Annotated in this window: 17 protein-coding genes; 15 read left to right on the top strand and 2 right to left on the bottom strand. The window is 70.1% G+C overall.

Features of this window, described 5'->3' with window-relative positions; translation table 11 throughout:
• The first annotated feature begins 18 nt into the window (after positions 1 to 18).
• Positions 19 to 1635 carry a glycosyltransferase family 39 protein gene (locus BM172_RS02200; RefSeq protein WP_231504155.1) on the top strand — a complete coding sequence of 539 codons (1617 nt, stop codon included), beginning with the start codon at positions 19 to 21 and terminating at the stop codon, positions 1633 to 1635.
• On the opposite strand, the gene BM172_RS02195 is transcribed toward BM172_RS02200, so the two are convergent.
• A complete protein-coding gene (locus BM172_RS02195) occupies positions 1632 to 2216 on the bottom strand; it encodes a Maf family protein (RefSeq protein WP_026634457.1) in 585 nt (194 codons plus the stop codon). The genes BM172_RS02200 and BM172_RS02195 overlap by 4 nt on opposite strands.
• Entirely contained in the window at positions 2213 to 2668 is a 456-nt protein-coding gene (locus BM172_RS02190) for a hypothetical protein (protein ID WP_051548469.1), read from the bottom strand. The genes BM172_RS02195 and BM172_RS02190 overlap by 4 nt, the downstream gene beginning before the upstream one ends.
• 210 nt (positions 2669 to 2878) lie before the next feature.
• Between BM172_RS02190 and BM172_RS02185 the strand changes: the two genes are divergently transcribed.
• From BM172_RS02185 to BM172_RS02120, 14 genes are all read left to right on the top strand, one after another.
• A complete protein-coding gene (locus BM172_RS02185; protein WP_081805101.1) occupies positions 2879 to 3394 on the top strand; it encodes a YceD family protein in 516 nt (171 codons plus the stop codon).
• 20 nt (positions 3395 to 3414) lie between these two features.
• Positions 3415 to 3609: a 50S ribosomal protein L32 gene (gene rpmF, locus BM172_RS02180; RefSeq protein WP_026634454.1), complete on the top strand. Its 195-nt coding sequence runs from the start codon at positions 3415 to 3417 to the stop codon at positions 3607 to 3609.
• A 166-nt stretch (positions 3610 to 3775) separates the two neighbouring features.
• Positions 3776 to 4753 carry a beta-ketoacyl-ACP synthase III gene (locus BM172_RS02175; protein WP_026634453.1) on the top strand — a complete coding sequence of 326 codons (978 nt, stop codon included), beginning with the start codon at positions 3776 to 3778 and terminating at the stop codon, positions 4751 to 4753.
• A gap of 139 nt (positions 4754 to 4892) precedes the next feature.
• Complete coding sequence (gene fabD / locus BM172_RS02170) at positions 4893 to 5840, top strand: ACP S-malonyltransferase (RefSeq protein ID WP_026634452.1); 948 nt, start codon at positions 4893 to 4895, stop codon at positions 5838 to 5840.
• Positions 5841 to 5895: 55 nt separating this feature from the next.
• Positions 5896 to 6639: a 3-oxoacyl-ACP reductase FabG gene (gene fabG / locus BM172_RS02165; RefSeq protein WP_026634451.1), complete on the top strand. Its 744-nt coding sequence runs from the start codon at positions 5896 to 5898 to the stop codon at positions 6637 to 6639.
• 399 nt (positions 6640 to 7038) lie between these two features.
• Positions 7039 to 7278, top strand: a complete 240-nt coding sequence (acpP, locus tag BM172_RS02160; RefSeq protein WP_026634450.1) for an acyl carrier protein — start codon at positions 7039 to 7041, stop codon at positions 7276 to 7278.
• Positions 7279 to 7495: 217 nt separating this feature from the next.
• A complete protein-coding gene (fabF, locus tag BM172_RS02155) occupies positions 7496 to 8734 on the top strand; it encodes a beta-ketoacyl-ACP synthase II (protein ID WP_026634449.1) in 1239 nt (412 codons plus the stop codon).
• A gap of 7 nt (positions 8735 to 8741) precedes the next feature.
• Positions 8742 to 10091, top strand: coding sequence for an aminodeoxychorismate synthase component I (locus tag BM172_RS02150; RefSeq protein WP_026634448.1), 1350 nt, complete (start codon positions 8742 to 8744; stop codon positions 10089 to 10091).
• On the top strand, positions 10091 to 10909 hold the full coding sequence (gene pabC / locus BM172_RS02145; RefSeq protein WP_035322849.1) for an aminodeoxychorismate lyase: 819 nt from the start codon (positions 10091 to 10093) through the stop codon (positions 10907 to 10909). The genes BM172_RS02150 and pabC overlap by 1 nt, the downstream gene beginning before the upstream one ends.
• Positions 10906 to 11943: an endolytic transglycosylase MltG gene (mltG, locus tag BM172_RS02140; protein ID WP_026634446.1), complete on the top strand. Its 1038-nt coding sequence runs from the start codon at positions 10906 to 10908 to the stop codon at positions 11941 to 11943. The genes pabC and mltG overlap by 4 nt, the downstream gene beginning before the upstream one ends.
• Complete coding sequence (gene tmk, locus BM172_RS02135) at positions 11940 to 12578, top strand: dTMP kinase (protein ID WP_026634445.1); 639 nt, start codon at positions 11940 to 11942, stop codon at positions 12576 to 12578. The genes mltG and tmk overlap by 4 nt, the downstream gene beginning before the upstream one ends.
• On the top strand, positions 12575 to 13510 hold the full coding sequence (holB, locus tag BM172_RS02130; protein ID WP_026634444.1) for a DNA polymerase III subunit delta': 936 nt from the start codon (positions 12575 to 12577) through the stop codon (positions 13508 to 13510). The genes tmk and holB overlap by 4 nt, the downstream gene beginning before the upstream one ends.
• A gap of 150 nt (positions 13511 to 13660) precedes the next feature.
• Positions 13661 to 15331 (top strand): ArnT family glycosyltransferase, encoded by a 1671-nt coding sequence (locus tag BM172_RS02125; protein ID WP_026634443.1) that lies wholly within the window; start codon positions 13661 to 13663, stop codon positions 15329 to 15331.
• Positions 15322 to 16236: a PIG-L deacetylase family protein gene (locus tag BM172_RS02120; protein ID WP_051548468.1), complete on the top strand. Its 915-nt coding sequence runs from the start codon at positions 15322 to 15324 to the stop codon at positions 16234 to 16236. The genes BM172_RS02125 and BM172_RS02120 overlap by 10 nt, the downstream gene beginning before the upstream one ends.
• Positions 16237 to 16287: the final 51 nt, after the last annotated feature.

Genomic DNA, 16287 nt, shown 5'->3' with positions numbered 1-16287 from the left:
GGGAGAAGGAAACGTGGAGTGAAGAAGGGCAAGGGCATGACCATGCGTGATCGCGGCAGTGTAGCCCCCGGCCTCGCACGCTGGCGAGGCGCGTTTCTCATTGCCTTTCTCGTGCTGCTGGCGGCGCGCGTGGCGGTCGCCGCGCAGCTGGCGCCGTTCGGCGACGAGGCCTTCTACTGGCAGGAGAGCCGGCATCCGGCCTGGGGCTACAGCGACCTGCCGCCGCTGACCGCGTGGATGATCCGCCTCGGCGAAGTGCTGGCCGGCCACGGCGTGCTCGGCATGCGCTGGCCGTTCCTGCTGCTCGGCAGCGCGCTGCCGTGGCTGGTGGTCGCGTTCGCCCGCCGCGCCTTCGATGCGCGCGCCGGCTGGCAGGCCGGGCTGCTGTGCCTGGCGCTGCCGCTGGCCGGCACGCTCGGCGTGATGGCGGTGCCGGATGTGCCGCTGACGGTGGCGAGCATGCTCGCGCTGTATGCGCTGCTGCGCGCGATGCAGGACGACCGCCTGCTCGACTGGCTGCTGCTCGGCGTCGCGCTGGCGGTGTGCTGGCTCACGCATTACCGCGCGGTGATGCCGATGCTGGCCGGCCTGCTGCTGTTCGTGCTGACGCCGCGCGGGCGCGTGCAATGGCGCCGGCCGGGATTCTGGATGGCGCTGGCTGTCTCGCTGGCGGGCCTGGTTCCGCTGCTGATTGCCAACTGGCAGCAGCGCGGTGCGGGCGTGGCGTTCCAGCTGGTCGAACGCAATCCGTGGAGCTTCCATGCGGATGCGCTGGTGCAGCCGCTGGAGCAGGCGGCGGCATGCACGCCGCTGTTGTACGGCCTGCTGCTGTGGGCCGCGTGGCGCAGCTGGCGGCGGCGCGGCGAAGGCGCGCCGTGGGATCTGATTGCGATCGCTTCGCTGTGCTTCGTCGTGTTGTATTTCGTGCTTGGGCTGTTCGCCGATGACGTGCGTTTCCGCGCGCACTGGCCGCTGCCGGGGTATCTGCCCTTGCTTGGCGCATTGCCGGTGCTGTTGCGTCCGTTGTGGGGACGGCGCTGGATCCGGCGGACCATCATCGCCGCCGTGGGCATGGCCTTCTTCGGGCATCTGTGCGGGCTGGCGTACCTGGGCCTGGCCGCGAGCCCCGCCGGCGCGGACGCGCTGGCGGGATGGAAGGCCTTTCCGGCGCGCTTCGTGGGCTGGCGCGAAAGCGGCGCCGCCGCGCGCGAGTTGCTGGCGGCCCATCCGGGCGCGCTGGTGGCCGACAATTTCATGCTCGCCGCGGAGATCGATTTCCAGCTCGATGGCGCCGTGCCCGTCTACGCGCTGGACAGTCCGCTCAACACCAAGCACGGCCGCGCGCCGCAGCTGGCCGTGTGGCAGCGCGACGAAGCCGCCTTGCGCCAGGCGCATGCCGGCGCGCCGATGCTGCTGGCGGTGGACGAGACATCGCTGCGCATCCGCGAGCGCTCCGACTGGCTGGGTTCGCTGTGCGACCGGATCGCCGCTGCGCAGGCGCTGCGCCGGCTGGATCTGTTCGACGGCCGCAAGCGCATCGCGTTCTACGAGGGGCGCGTGCCGATGGCCGGCCAGCCGGCGATCGCGCCGGCGCAGTGCGTAATCTGGCGCGAAGGCGCCGCGGCGTTCCGCTAGGGCAGCGCCACGCCCGCCGCGCGCAGCAGGCGGGCCAGCGCGATCAGCGGCAGGCCGATCAGCGCGGAAGGGTCTTCGTTGTCGATGCGTTCGAACAGGCTGATCCCCAGGCCTTCGCACTTGAAGCTGCCGGCGCAGTCCAGCGGCTGTTCGCGTTCCACGTAGCGGGCTATTTCCGCCGCGTCCAGCGCGCGGAACTGCACGCGGGTGTGATCCATATGCACCTGCCCCTGGCCGCTGCGCGTATCGAACAGGCACAGCGCGGTGTGGAAATGCACCACGCGGCCGGAGCTGGCGGCCAGCTGCTCGCGGGCGAGCCCGGGCGTGCCGGGCTTGTCCAGCATTCGCCCGTCGAGTTCGGCGACCTGGTCGGAGCCGATCACCAATGCATCGTCCAGTCCCTGCGCGGCCGCCTCGGCCTTGGCCACGGCCAGGCGCAGCGCCCGCGCGGCCGGAGCTTCGCCGGGCAGGGCGGTTTCGTCGGTGCCGGGGGCGCGCTGTTCGAACTCGGGACAGAGCCGGCGCAGCAGCTCGGCGCGGTAGCGGGAGGTGGAGCCCAGCACCAGGCGGGGCGGACTCATGCGTTGGAGTCGCGCTGGATGTGCTCGCGCATGGCGTCGTCCAGCGCGTGCTGGGCGTCGTTCAGCGCTTCCAGCAGGGGGGCCAGGCGGCTGCGCGTCTCGGCCATCGCGGTGACGGCCTGGTCGAGCTGGTCCTGGCTGGCGTGCGGTGCCTGGTCGCGGATCCAGATGCGCTGCTGCAGCAGGGAGCGCAGGCCGGCCTCGATCGCCTGGCGGGCTTCCTGTTCGCTGGCGGCGGGCTTGTCGGGATTGAGCGACATCACCGCATGGGCCTGCTGCAGGCCGGCGCGGCAAGTCTTGAGGTCCGCTTCCAGCCGGTCGGCCAGCTCCAGCAGCTGGTGCAGGCTGTTCGAGCGTTGATTGCCTTTGCGGCGCAGCCAGACGCCGCCGGCCGCGACGATGACCGCGAAAACGCAAAAGGTGGCCAGGCCGTACGTCAGGAGGTCGTTCACGTGAGACGGAGCGGCTCGGCAACGAGGAGGGCGCAGTCTGCCGCATGGGGGCCGTTCAGGCAAAAGGCCCGGATCGACGCGAGTCACGTTCCTGGACGGGGATAGATCGAGACGGCATGGATGAAGCCGGATAGCATATGTGGCTGCCGGATCCGGCCAGGTAAACAAGATGTTGACTTGGGCCCGGCGCAAACCTATGATTTCTCGATTATGTCCGTGACACTGCCAGAGTCCGTGGACGCTTGGCGCATGGTCTCGGCGCGGCGTTCGTTCCAGGGAGCCTTGCCCATCGCCGCCATGCGGCGCCTGAGCGAAGCCCTCGCCGGTACCGAAGGCGAGGTCCGGTTCGAGCTGGATTTCGGTCGTGACGGGTTCGACAACGCGTACCTCGACGTACGCGTCGAAGCGCCGCTCACGGTGATCTGTCAACGTTCGCTGGAGCCGTTCGTGCTCCCCGTGCACGTCGACACCCGGCTCGGCCTGATCCGTTTCGAGCGCGAAGAAGCAGCCTTGCCCCCGGGCAGCGAGCCGCTCCTGGTCGCCGAGGACGGCAAGCTGGCCCTCGCGGACGTGATCGAAGACGAATTGCTGTTGGCGCTGCCGCTGGTCCCGGTCAATCCGGACAGCACGCTGCCCGACGATGTAGTGCCCCCATCGCCCGAAGCGGATTCGGGCGAGGGACGTTCCGACAACCCGTTCGCGATCCTGCGCGAACTCAAGAAATAACGCTTAGCTGGAGACTCGCCATGGCCGTTGCCAAGAGCCGCAAAACCCCGTCCACCCGCGGCATGCGTCGTTCGCACGATGCGCTGAAGACCGTGCAGCTGGCCACCGATCCGACCAGTGGCGAAGTGCATCGCCGCCACCACGTCACCAAGGATGGCTACTACCGCGGCAAGAAGGTCATCGACACCAACACCTCGGTGGTCGAAGAGGACTGAGCGTTCGCGCGAGGGTTTGCCCCTCGCGAGGATTCGCTTCCACGAAGCGGCGCGGTGACGCGCCGCTTTGCGTTTAGGCGCTCACGAACGTAACTTTGCGGTCTCGGTGCGGACGTTCTCCCAGGCCTGGGTGACGTCGCGCGCCGTATCCGCCGACGGACAGTCCATGGCCCAGATCTATTCCCGCATCATCGCCACCGGCAGCGCGCTGCCGGAGCGCGTCGTCACCAATGCCGACCTGGAGAAGTTCGTCGATACCAGCGACGAATGGATCCGCGAGCGCACCGGCATCCGCCAGCGCCATATCGCCGCCGACGGCGAGACCACCGGCGACCTGGCCACCCAGGCGGCGCAGCGCGCGCTGGAAGCGGCCGGCGTGAAGGCCTCCGAGCTCGACCTGATCGTGATGGGCACCACCACGCCCGACATCATCTTCCCGTCCACCGCCTGCCTGGTGCAGCACCGCCTGGGCGCCAACGGCTGCGCGGCATTCGACGTCAACGCGGCCTGCTCGGGCTTCGTCTACGCGCTGGGCGTGGCCGACAAGTTCATCCGCAGCGGCCAGTCCAAGAAAGTGCTGGTGATCGGCGCGGAGACGCTGACTCGCATGCTGGACTGGGACGACCGCACCACCTGCGTGCTGTTCGGCGACGGCGCCGGCGCCGTGGTGCTGGAGGCTTCCTCGGAGCCCGGCATCTACGCCACCTGCCTGCATGCCGACGGCGGCCACAAGGAACTGCTGTACAACCCGGTCGGCGTGTCGGTCGGCTTCAAGGACAACGAGAAGAACCATGGCGTGCTCGTGCGCATGGCCGGCCGCGAAGTGTTCAAGGTCGCGGTGAAGACGCTGGACGCGCTGGTCGAGGAAACCCTCACTGCCGCCGGCATGCACGCCGACCAGCTGGACTGGCTGATCCCGCACCAGGCCAACCTGCGCATCATCGAAGCCACCGCCAAGCGCCTGTCCATGCCGATGGACAAGGTCATCGTCACGGTCGACAAGCACGCCAACACCTCGGCCGGCTCGGTGCCGCTGGCGCTGGACTACGCGGTGCGCTCGGGCAAGGTGCAGCGTGGCCAGAACCTGCTGCTGGAGGCGTTCGGCGGCGGCTTCACCTGGGCCTCGGCGCTGCTGCGCTACTGAGCCTCGCCTGACGTTTCAAACGCCATGCCGCCTTCGGGCGGCATGTTCGTTTGCGCAGGTGCCGTCGACGCGAATACGGCTGCGCATGGCCCGCGTTGCTGGCACCATTCCGCTTTTCCTCGATGGAATTCCCGCCTGCATGACTCAGCACGCCGCTTCGCTCGCATTCGTCTTTCCCGGCCAGGGCTCGCAATCCGTGGGCATGCTGGCGGAACTGGCCGCCGCCCATGCCGAGGTGCAGGCCGCTTTCGACGAGGCCTCGCAGGGTGCCGGCGTCGACCTGTGGGCGCTCAGCCAGCAGGGGCCGGAAGACGCGCTGAACCGCACCGAGAACACCCAGCCCGCGCTGCTGGCCGCCAGCGTGGCGACGTGGCGCGTGTGGCGGAAGCTGGGCGGCGCGCTGCCGGCGCAGCTGTCCGGCCATAGCCTGGGCGAGTACAGCGCGCTGGTCTGCGCCGACGCGCTGTCGCTGCACGATGCGGCCGCCCTGGTCGCCGAGCGCGGCCGCCTGATGCAGGCCGCGGTGCCCGCCGGCGTGGGCGCGATGGCCGCCATCCTGGGCGGCGACGACGCGCAGATCGCCGCCGTGTGCGCGGAAGTCGCGCAGGGCCAGGTGGTGTCGCCGGCCAACTTCAATTCGCCGGGCCAGCTGGTGATCGCCGGCCATGCCGAGGCAGTCGACCGCGCGCTGGCGCGGCTGGCGGAACTGGGCGTGAAGAAGGCGATCAAGCTCGCCGTATCGGTGCCTTCGCATTGCGCGCTGATGAGCGAGGCGGCGGACAGGCTCGGCGAGCGCATGGCCACGTTGAACTGGCAGCAGCCTTCCATTCCGGTGATCCAGAACGCCGAGGCGCGCGCCTACGCCAAGATCGAGGACATCCGCGGCGCGCTGCAGCGCCAGCTCTACCTGCCGGTGCGCTGGACCGAATGCGTGCAGGCGCTGGCCGCCGGCGGCGCCACCCGCGTGGCCGAATGCGGCCCGGGCAAGGTGCTGGCCGGCCTGATCAAGCGCATCGACAAGAGCCTAGACGCGCGTGCCATCGGTGCGCCGGCCGAGCTCGACGCGGTGCGCGCCGAGTGGGCCTGAGCGGCCGCGACACAGCGCATCACGACTCATCACATCGACCTCAGGAAGCACAACGATGAGCAAGACTCTGCAAGGTGAAATCGCCCTCGTCACCGGCGCCAGCCGCGGCATCGGCGCGGCGATCGCCGACGAACTGGCCGCCCAGGGCGCCACGGTGATCGGCACCGCCACCAGCGAAAGCGGCGCCGCCGCGATCGGCGAACGCCTGGCGCCGCACGGCGGCCAGGGCCGCGTGCTCAACGTCACCGAGCCCGGTGCGATCGAAGCGCTGGTCGATGCGATTGGCAAGGACGTCGGCGCGCTCTCCATCCTGGTCAACAACGCCGGCATCACCCGCGACCAACTGCTGATGCGCATGCGCGACGAGGACTGGCAGGCCATCCTCGACACCAATCTCACGTCGGTCTACCGCGCCTCCAAGGCGGTGATGCGCGGCATGATGAAGGCGCGCAAGGGCCGCATCGTGTCGATCGCCTCGGTCATCGGCCTGACCGGCAATCCGGGCCAGTCCAACTACGCGGCGGCGAAGGCCGGCATCATCGCGTTCTCCAAGTCGCTGGCGCGCGAGATCGGCAGCCGCGGCATCACGGTGAATGTGGTCGCGCCTGGTTTCATCGACACCGACATGACGCGCGCGCTGCCGGAGGAATCGAAGCAGGCGCTGCTGGGGCAGATCGCGCTCGGCCGTCTCGGCGAAGCGCAGGACATCGCCAAGGCGGTGGCCTTCCTGGCCTCGCCGGCGGCTGCGTACATCACCGGCGAGACGCTGCACGTCAACGGCGGCATGTACATGCCGTAAGGCGGTCGGTCGTCATCGGCGCTGCAACGGGAGCCGCCTCAGGGCGGCTCTCCTCGTTTCCGGCCGGCGCGCCCGGCAGCGCTGCGCGAAAGCTTGCGCCAGGCGTGCAGGAACATCCGCCGGGGTATGTGTTGCAGCGCACGTGGCCGCCGCCGCAAGCGCCCCGGTCCAGCCGGCCAGGCCGCCCCGTGGCGCGGTTTCGTCCGGGAGGGTCGGGGCGGCGACCCTGCCGGAAGGGGGCCATCGGGGTTGTCGCCATCGGATCGTTTTTAGGCGACAATTGGTCTTTCGCGCCGGTCGTCAGGGCCAGCGCCTTACCAACGTTGGTGGACCGTGGCGGGAGCAAGGCTTAGCCACTACAATCCGCCGGCATTTTTGTCCTTGGGAGGTATTGGCAACATGAGCACCATCGAAGAGCGCGTCAAAAAGATCGTTGTTGAGCAGCTGGGCGTGAAGGAAGATGAGGTTCAGCCGAGCTCGTCGTTCGTTGACGATCTGGGCGCGGATTCGCTGGACACCGTCGAACTGGTGATGGCGCTCGAGGAAGAGTTCGAGACCGAGATCCCGGACGAAGAGGCCGAGAAGATCACCACGGTGCAGCAGGCCGTCGACTACATCAAGGCCCACACCAAGGAGTGATCGTGCGCGGCGGCCGGCGCCACATGCGCTGCCCGCCTCACGACGCGACACCAGAAAGCTGCGCCACATTGGCGCAGTTTTCGTTTCTGCATTTTGCAACGTCCTAACCCGTATGGTTCGCGTCTCGCGCACCATAGGGCGAGGGACGGCATCCACGCGGCTTCCGCGGGATGGCTGCCCTTGCGGCAGGCACACGGAACCATGAAGGAAGATCAGCATGAGCAAACGACGTGTGGTGGTTACCGGCCTCGGCATCATTTCGCCGGTCGGCAACGATATCGCCACGGCCTGGGACAATGTCCTCAAGGGCGTGAGCGGCATCGGGGAGGTGACCCATTTCGACGCCACGAACTACGCCACGCGCATCGCCGGCCAAGTGCGTGACTTCGATCCGGCGCAGTGGATCGCACCGAAAGACATCAAGAAGATGGATCCCTTCATCCACTACGGCATCGCCGCGGGCACGCAGGCCCTGCGCGATTCCGGGCTGGAAGTGACGGAAGCCAACGCGCCGCGCATCGGCGTGGCGGTCGCCGCCGGCATCGGCGGCCTGCATACCATCGAGCACACCTCGATCGAGCTGCATGAGAAGGGCCCGCGCCGCGTGTCGCCGTTCTTCGTGCCCAGCTCGATCATCAACATGGTCTCCGGCCACCTGTCGATCATGTACGGCCTGAAGGGCCCGAACATCGCCTGCGTGACCGCGTGCACCACGGCCACCCACAACATCGGCCTGGCCGCGCGCATGATCCAGTACGGCGATGCCGACGCGATGATCGCCGGCGGCGCCGAGTTCGCCACCACCGGCACGGCGATGGCCGGCTTCTGCTCGGCCAAGGCCATGTCCACCCGCAACGACGAGCCGACCAAGGCCAGCCGTCCGTGGGACAAGGACCGCGACGGCTTCGTGCTGTCCGACGGTGCCGGCGTGCTGGTGCTGGAAGAGTACGAACATGCCAAGGCGCGCGGCGCGAAGATCTACGCCGAGCTGGTCGGCTTCGGCATGAGCGGCGACGCCTACCACATCACCGCGCCCAGCGAGGGCGGCGAGGGTGCGGCGCGCTGCATGGACAACACGCTGAAGGACGCCGGCCTCAACCCGGGCGACGTGCAGTACGTCAACGCGCACGGCACCTCGACGCCGCTGGGCGACCTGGGCGAAGTGCTGGCCGCGAAGAAGGTGTTCGGCGAGCACGCCTACAAGCTGGCGATGAGCTCGACCAAGTCGGTCACCGGTCATCTGCTGGGCGCCGCGGGCGGCGTGGAGGCGATCTTCTCGATCCTGGCGCTGCGCGACCAGGTGCTGCCGCCGACCGTCAACCTGGACGAGCCGGGCGAAGGCTGCGATCTCGACTTCGTGCCGAACATCGCGCGCGAGGCGAAGCTCGACGTGGTCCTGTCCAACTCCTTCGGCTTCGGCGGCACCAACGGCACGCTGGCGTTCCGCCGCCTCTGACCGGCGCGTGACGTCCATCCGCCGCACCCTGCACGGCCGGCGCGACCTGCTCGCGCCGGCCGCTGCATTTCCCGAGCGCTATCCCTGCCTGCTGCAGAGCGTGGTGCGCGGCACCCCGCAGGCGCGCTTCGACCTGTTGTTCGCGTTCCCGCGCGACCGCCTGACCCTGCACGCCGACGGCCGCGTGCTGGACGGGCAGGGTGCCGAGCACGCGGGTGGTTTCCTGCATGCGCTGGATGCCGCCTGGCAGGCCGAGCGCCTGCCGCGCGACGCGGACGACGGCCTGCCGTTCCACGGCGGCTGGGTGCTGTTCCTGGCCTATGAACTGGCCGGCGAGATCGAGCCGCGCCTGCGCCTGGCGCCGCACGAGGTGCTGCCGGTGGCGCTCGCACTGCGCTGCCCCGCGGCGGCGATCGTCGATCACGAACGCGAGCGCACCGTGTTGATCGCCGAACCGGGCTGCGAAGACCTGCTCGAGCAGATGGCGGCCGACCTCGAGGCGCAGCCGCCGATCGCGCCGCTGCCGGCGCCGCTCGAACGCGACGAAGACGATCCGCAACTTTTCCGCGATGGCGTGGCGCGCATCCACGAGCATCTGCATGCGGGCGATATCTTCCAGGTGAACCTGTCGCGCGCCTGGCGCGCGCGCTTCGCCGACGCGCCGACGCCGGCTTCGCTGTACGCCTCGTTGCGCATGGCCAATCCGGCGCCATTCGCCGGCCTGCTGCAGCAGCCGGACTGGGCGGTGGTGAGTTCCTCGCCCGAGCGCCTGGTCGAGGCGCGCGGCGGCGTGGCGCAGACGCGCCCGATCGCCGGCACGCGTCCACGCACGCCGGCGGACGACGAGCTGGCGCGCATCCGCGAATTGCGCACGCATCCGAAGGAGCGTGCCGAGCACGTGATGCTGATCGACCTGGAGCGCAATGATCTCGGCCGCGTCTGCGTGCCGGGCAGCGTGCAGGTCGACGAGCTGATGGTGGTGGAGAGCTATGCGCACGTGCACCACATCGTGTCCAACGTGCGCGGCAAGCTGCGGCCCGGCGTGACGCCGGGGCAGGTGATCGCCGCGACCTTCCCCGGCGGCACCATCACCGGCTGCCCCAAGGTGCGCTGCATGGAGATCATCCATGCACTGGAAGACGCCCCGCGCGGCGCCTACACCGGCGCGCTGGGTTACCTGGACCGCAACGGCGACCTGGACCTCAACATCCTGATCCGCACGCTCACCCTCGCCGGCACGCAGGTGAGCCTGCGCGCGGGCGCCGGCATCGTGGCCGACTCGGTGGCGGAGAAGGAGCTGGACGAGACGCGCGCCAAGGCACGCGGCCTGCTGCGCGCGCTGGGCGTGGCGGACTGATGCCGCCCCCGGCGCGCCTGCTGGTCGACGGCATGGCGGCGGGTGCGCTGTCGCCGCTGGACCGCGGGCTGGCCTATGGCGACGGCCTGTTTGAAACGATCCGCTTGGTCGGCGCCGCCGCGCCGCTGTGGCCGCGGCACATGCAGCGCCTGCGCGAGAGCTGCGTACGCCTGCGCCTGCCGATGCCGGACGAAGCGCTGCTCGCGCGCGAAGCCGCTGCCGTATCGAGCGGCCTGGCGGATGCCGTGGTGCGCATCACCCTGACCCGCGGCGTGGGCGAGCGCGGCTATGCCATGCCCGCGTCGCCGCAGCCCACGCGCATCGTCGCCGCTTTCCCGGCGCCCGCGCCGTACAGCGGCGAGGGCGTGCGCCTGCGCCTGTGCCGGCTGCGTCTCGCCGAGCAGCCGCTGCTGGCGGGCATGAAACATCTCAACCGGCTGGAGCAGGTGCTGGCGCGCGCGGAGTGGGACGATCCGTCCATCGCCGACGGCGTGCTGCTCGATGCCGCCGGCCGCGTCGTCTGCACCACCATGGCCAACCTGTTCGCGGTGATCGGCGGCCGCCTGGTGACGCCCTCGCTGGAGCGCTGCGGCGTCGCCGGCGTGGCGCGCGCGCAAGTGCTGGCCACGCGGGATGCCGAAGTGCGCGACCTGGCCCTGGGCGAACTGGCGCACGCCAGCGAGCTGTTCCTCAGTTCCAGCGTCCGCGGCATCGTGCCGGTGCGAAGCATGGCCGAGACCGTGTATGTTCCCGGACCGGTCACCCGCGACTTGCAGTCGCACTGGCGCGGGCTGGGCTTTCCGACGGAGCACATATGAGTCGACGCAAGACCAAGGGCCGCGCGCTGGCGCGCGGCCTGGTTCTCCTGCTGCTGCTGGCGCTCGCCGGCGCGCTCGCCTACGGCTGGCGCGAGTTCTCGAGCTTCAGCGAGGCGCCGCTGAACGTGCAGGCGCAAGGGCAGAGCATCGATGTCGGCCGCGGCAGCAGCCTGAAGGAAATCGTCGCCCAGCTGCGCGCGCAGGGCATCACCGCCGCGCATCCGCTGTACTGGCGCCTGCTGGCCGAGCAACTGCGCGTGGCCGGCCGCCTGCATGCCGGCGAATACGCGCTCAGCGCCGGCATGACGCCGCGCGACCTGCTGTCCAACATGGCCGCGGGCAAGGTCATGCAGCGCAACTTCACCATCGTCGACGGCTGGAGCTTCCGCGAATTGCGCCAGGCCCTGGGCAAGGCCGACAAGCTGCGCCAGGACAGCGCCGCGCTGGACGAGGCGCAGCTGATGGACAAGCTCGGCGCGGCCGGCGAAGCGCCGGAAGGCCGCTTCCTGCCCGAGACCTACGCCTACGTGAAGGGCGACAGCGACCTGGACATCCTCAAGCGCGCCCATGCCGCGATGAGCAAGACGCTCGACGCGCTGTGGGCACAGCGCGACAAGGACCTGCCGCTGGCCTCGCCGTACGAGGCGCTGATCCTCGCCTCCATCGTGGAGAAGGAAACCGGGCGCGCTGACGAGCGTCCGCGCATCGCCGGCGTGTTCGTGCGCCGCCTGCGTACGCATATGCTGCTGCAGACCGATCCCACCGTGATCTACGGCATGGGCGAGAGCTATGCCGGCAATATCCATCGCAGCGATCTCACCACCGACACGCCGTACAACACCTACACCCGCGCCGGCCTGCCGCCGACGCCGATCGCGCTGCCCGGCAAGCCCGCACTGGAAGCGGCGCTGCATCCGTCCGGCGGCAGCGAGCTGTACTTCGTGGCGCGCGGCGACGGCAGCCATGTGTTCTCCAGCACGCTGGAAGAACACAATCGCAACGTCGCCTGTTACCAGCTGAAGCGCTGCCAATGAGCCAGACACGCGGAAAATTCATCAGCCTCGAAGGCGGCGAAGGCGCGGGCAAGAGCACCTTGCTGGCCGGCCTGCGCGCCTGCATCGAGGCGCGCGGCGTCGATCTGCTGCTGACCCGCGAGCCGGGCGGCACGGCGCTGGGCGAGGCGGTGCGCGGCATCGTGCTGGATCCCGCCCTGCGCGGCATGGCGGCGGAAACCGAACTGCTGCTGATGTTCGCCTCGCGCGCGCAGCTGGTGCGCGAACTGATCGAGCCGGCGCTGGCCGCCGGCCGCTGGGTGCTGTGCGATCGCTTCACCGATGCCAGCTATGCCTACCAGGGCGGCGGGCGCGGGCAGCCGGTCGAGCGCATCCAGGCGCTGGAGCAGTGGGCCACCGGCGGCCTGGCGCCCGATATCACCTTGCTGCTGGATCTGCCGGTCGCCACCGGTCGCGCACGCGCCGCAGGCCGTGGCGAGGCCGACCGCATCGAAGTGGAGGCGGATGCGTTCTTCGAGCGCGTGCGCGCCGCGTATCGCGCGCGCGCCGCCGCGCAGCCGCAGCGCTTCCGCGTGATCGATGCGAGCCATTCGCCCGACGACGTGCTGCGCGCGGCCGAGCAGGCCATCGCAGCTTTGTTCGAGGCCGCGCCATGAGCGCGATGCCCTGGCATGCGGAACTGTGGGAGCGGCTGCAGGCGCGCCGCCGTCGCGATGCCATGCCGCACGCGCTGCTGCTGTGCGGGCCGGCCGGGCTGGGCAAGCGCGACTTCATGCGCCGCTTCGCGCGCGGACTGTTGTGCCAGCAGGCCGTCGACGGCGAGGCCTGCGGCCGCTGCCGCAGCTGCCTGCTGCTGGACGCCGGCACGCATCCGGACCTGGTCACGCTGAGCTTCGGCCTGCGCAAGGACGGCGTGCAGCGCAGCGACATCGTGGTCGACCAGATCCGCGAGCTGTCCTCGCGCCTGGCCATGGCCAGCCAGTTCGGCGGCTGGCAGATCGCCACCATCGACCCGGCCGATGCGATGAATACGGCGGCGGCGAACGCGCTGCTGAAGACACTGGAAGAACCTTCGCAGAACACCTTGCTGCTGCTGGTCGCCGACGCGCCGTGGCGCATGCCGCAGACCATCCGCAGCCGCTGCCAGCGCATCGAGTTCCAGGTGCCGGCGCGCGAAGAGGCGCTGGCCTGGCTGCAGGGCGAAGGGGTGAAGGATCCTGTCGCCGCGCTCGATGCAGCCGGCGGCAATCCCGGCCTGGCCAGGGCCTGGGCGGAAGAGGGCGCGCTGGCGCGCCGCCAGGAAGTGCGCAAGGACCTGGCCGCGCTGGCGGCCGGCCGCGGCGAGACCATGGAAGTGGTGCGTCGCTGGCTGGACAACGAACCCGCGCAGCGCCTGTGGTTCGCCGCCCAGGCCGCGGCCGACGAAGCGCGCGGGCGTGCGGGCGCGAATAACGGTCCGCTAGCCAGTCATCTCGATGCCGAGGCGCTCGACGACTGGTACCGCGCCGCCAACCATGCGCGCGATGCATTGCGCGGTCCGTTGCGCGGCGACCTGCTGTTGCTGGAATTGCTGTCGCGCTGGCGCTAAGCCGCGATCCTGCCCGGCATCGTAGGTTGGGGTGAGCTGAAGGCGAACCCCAACACCTTCGCAACGTTGGGGTTCGCTGCGCTCACCCCAACCTACGCGCGATGTGTGCCTGGAAAGCCCGCAGACAGCCCGCTTTCCTAAGCTGGGCGGATGAGTTTCGCCAAGGAAAAAACCTTCACGGTCAGGTGGCCATGGCTGGCGCTAGCCTTGCTGGCGGTGCTGCGGCTGGCGTGGTTGAACGCCTATCCGCTCAATTCCGACGAAGCGCAGCACGCGCACGTGGCCTGGGGCTGGACGCAGGGGCTGCGGCTCTACCGCGATGTGTTCGACAACCACGGTCCGCTGTTCAGCGGCTTGCACTCCCTGGTGCTGAACCTGATCGGCGAACGTGCCGATGCGCTGACCTGGCTGCGCCTGTCCATGCAGGCCTGGTTCGCGCTGGCGCTGTTTGCGGTGTGGCGGATGGGGCGCCGGCTGTATACGCCGAACCTCGCTTTCTACGCGATGCTGATCGTCGCCTTCGTGCCGCGCTTCTTCCTGGTCAGCGGCCAGTTCCGCACCGACGACATGTGGATGGCGCTGTGGCTGGCGGCGCTGGCGATGGTGGTCGGCGCGCCGCCGCGCGCGTGGCGCTGGTTCGTCGCCGGTCTGTTGACGGGCGCGGCCTTGTCGGTCTCGCAGAAGACCATGGTGCTGCTCGGCGTGGCCGCGTTCGCCGGTCTGGTGGTGTCGCTGGCGCGGCCGCCGGGCAAGCGCGCGCCGCGCGCTCGCTCGATCCTCTGCGGCATCGCCGGCCTGCTGCTGGTGCCCGCGCTGTTCGCCTTGTGGCTGGCCTGGCGCGGCGATCTCGGGCCGGCCTGGTACGGCTTGGTCGGCTATAACGTCGGCGGCGCGCGCAAGGCGTATGCGCTGCCGAAGCTGGCGGTGTTCCTGCTGCTGTCGGGCGTGTGCGTGCGACTGGCCTATGGGCATGTGCGGCGCGTCGCGCGGGAGGTATTCGACTGGCCGGTATTCCTCGCGCTGCAGGCGGGGCTGTTCCTGTTCCTGGTGTGGTTCGTGTGGCCATTGATCACCGCGCAGGATTTCCTGCCGGCGATCCCGCCGCTGGTGCTGGTGCTTGCCGGCGCCATCGCGCGGCTGCCGTGGCTGCGCGAGAGCGCGATGCGCCGCCGCGCGCTCGGCAAGGCGGTGATCGGCCTGGAGCTGGCCGCGCTGCTGCTGACCGCGCCACCATGGCTGGACCGCCTCGCGCCGCAACGCACCGAGCTGGCCGCGGTGCTGCATTACACCGATCCGGGCGAGACGGTGATGGATCCGAAGGGCGATGCGATCTTCCGGCCGCGGCCGTATTTCCCGGTGATCGAAAGCATGGCGATGATCCGCCTGCGCCGCGGCCACATGGCCGACACCATCGCCGAAGGCATGCAGCGCGAGCGCACCATGCTGGTGCTGCGGCGGCGCCTGCCGCCGGCCAGCGACGAGTTCGTGCAGCGCAACTACCTGCCCGTGTCGGACCAGCCAGGGCAGGCGGAAGTGTGGATGGCCGGCCAGTACCTGCCGCCCGGGCAGCGCACACGTTCCGTCGACCTCGCCTTGGCGGGCGAGTATGTATTGAGCGATGGCAGGAACCTGGTGCCGGCCTCGATCGACGGCGCGGCAAGCGATAGACAGTGGACACTTGGCGTGGGACGACACTCCATCGACGCAGCCACGGATCGCGCCCTCGTGCTGGTATGGCGACGCGCCTGGGAGCGCGGCTGGCGTCCGGCGGCGTTGCCGCCGCCGACCGAGGAAGAAGCGGGGGCCGACGCATGCCAGTGACGATCGATGCGCGCACCCGCCTGCTGGTCGTCGCGCCGCATCCCGATGACGAATCCATCGCCACCGGCGAACTGATCCAGCATGTGCGCGCCGCCGGCGGCACGGTCGAGATCCTGTTGCTGACCGCCGGCGACAACAATCCCTGGCCGCAGCGCTGGCTGGAGCGCCGCTGGCGCATCGGTGCGGAAGATCGCCGCCGCTGGGGCCAGCGCCGCCGGCAGGAAGTGGCCGCCGCGCTCGCCCGCCTGGGGCTGGCGCTGGAATCGCTGCATCCGCTCGGTATGCCGGACATGGGCCTGACCGCGTGTCTGCGCGAGGACTTGCGCGGCCGTGTGCGCGAGTGGGCCGGCTGGCTCGAACGGATCCGGCCGACCTTGATCGCCTTGCCGGCGCTGGGCGACGGTCATCCGGATCACAGCGCCGCGCATGTGCTGATGCGGCTGGCCGTGGCCGCGGGGCAGGGCGCGCCGCCACCGATGCTCAGTTACCTGGTGCATGGCCGGGCCGGCGAACGCGGCGAGTCCGTCGCGCTGCCGTCCCGCGCCGACATCCACGCCACCAAGCTGGCGGCGCTGGACGAACACCGCAGCCAGGTGGCGCTGAGCGGCGGACGCATGCGCGGGCTGGCCGACCGGCCCGAAGTGTTCCGCACGGTGGAGCCCATGGCCGGGGAAGGCTGGCTGCCCTGGCAGCCGTCCGCCGCCCAGCGGCCGTGGCTGAAGCTGACCCTGGCCGACCGCGAAGGCGCGCGCAGCTGGCCATGGTCGAAGGCGCCGCTGGAGCGCGACGCTTCGGGCCGCTGGCGCCTGCGGCTCGAACCGGCCGCCGGGCCGCGCTTCGTCAAGCTGCATGCGGAGCTGCCGTCGCCGTGGATCTTCGACCGCTGGGGCTGGTGCGAGCTGTAGCCTGCTGGTGTGAACCGCCTCCCATGGCGCAAGGCCTGCGCTTTACGCCCG

The organism is Dyella marensis, from assembly GCF_900112865.1.
Lineage (GTDB): Bacteria > Pseudomonadota > Gammaproteobacteria > Xanthomonadales > Rhodanobacteraceae > Dyella_D > Dyella_D marensis_A.
This window is presented reverse-complemented; position numbering and strand designations above follow the sequence as displayed.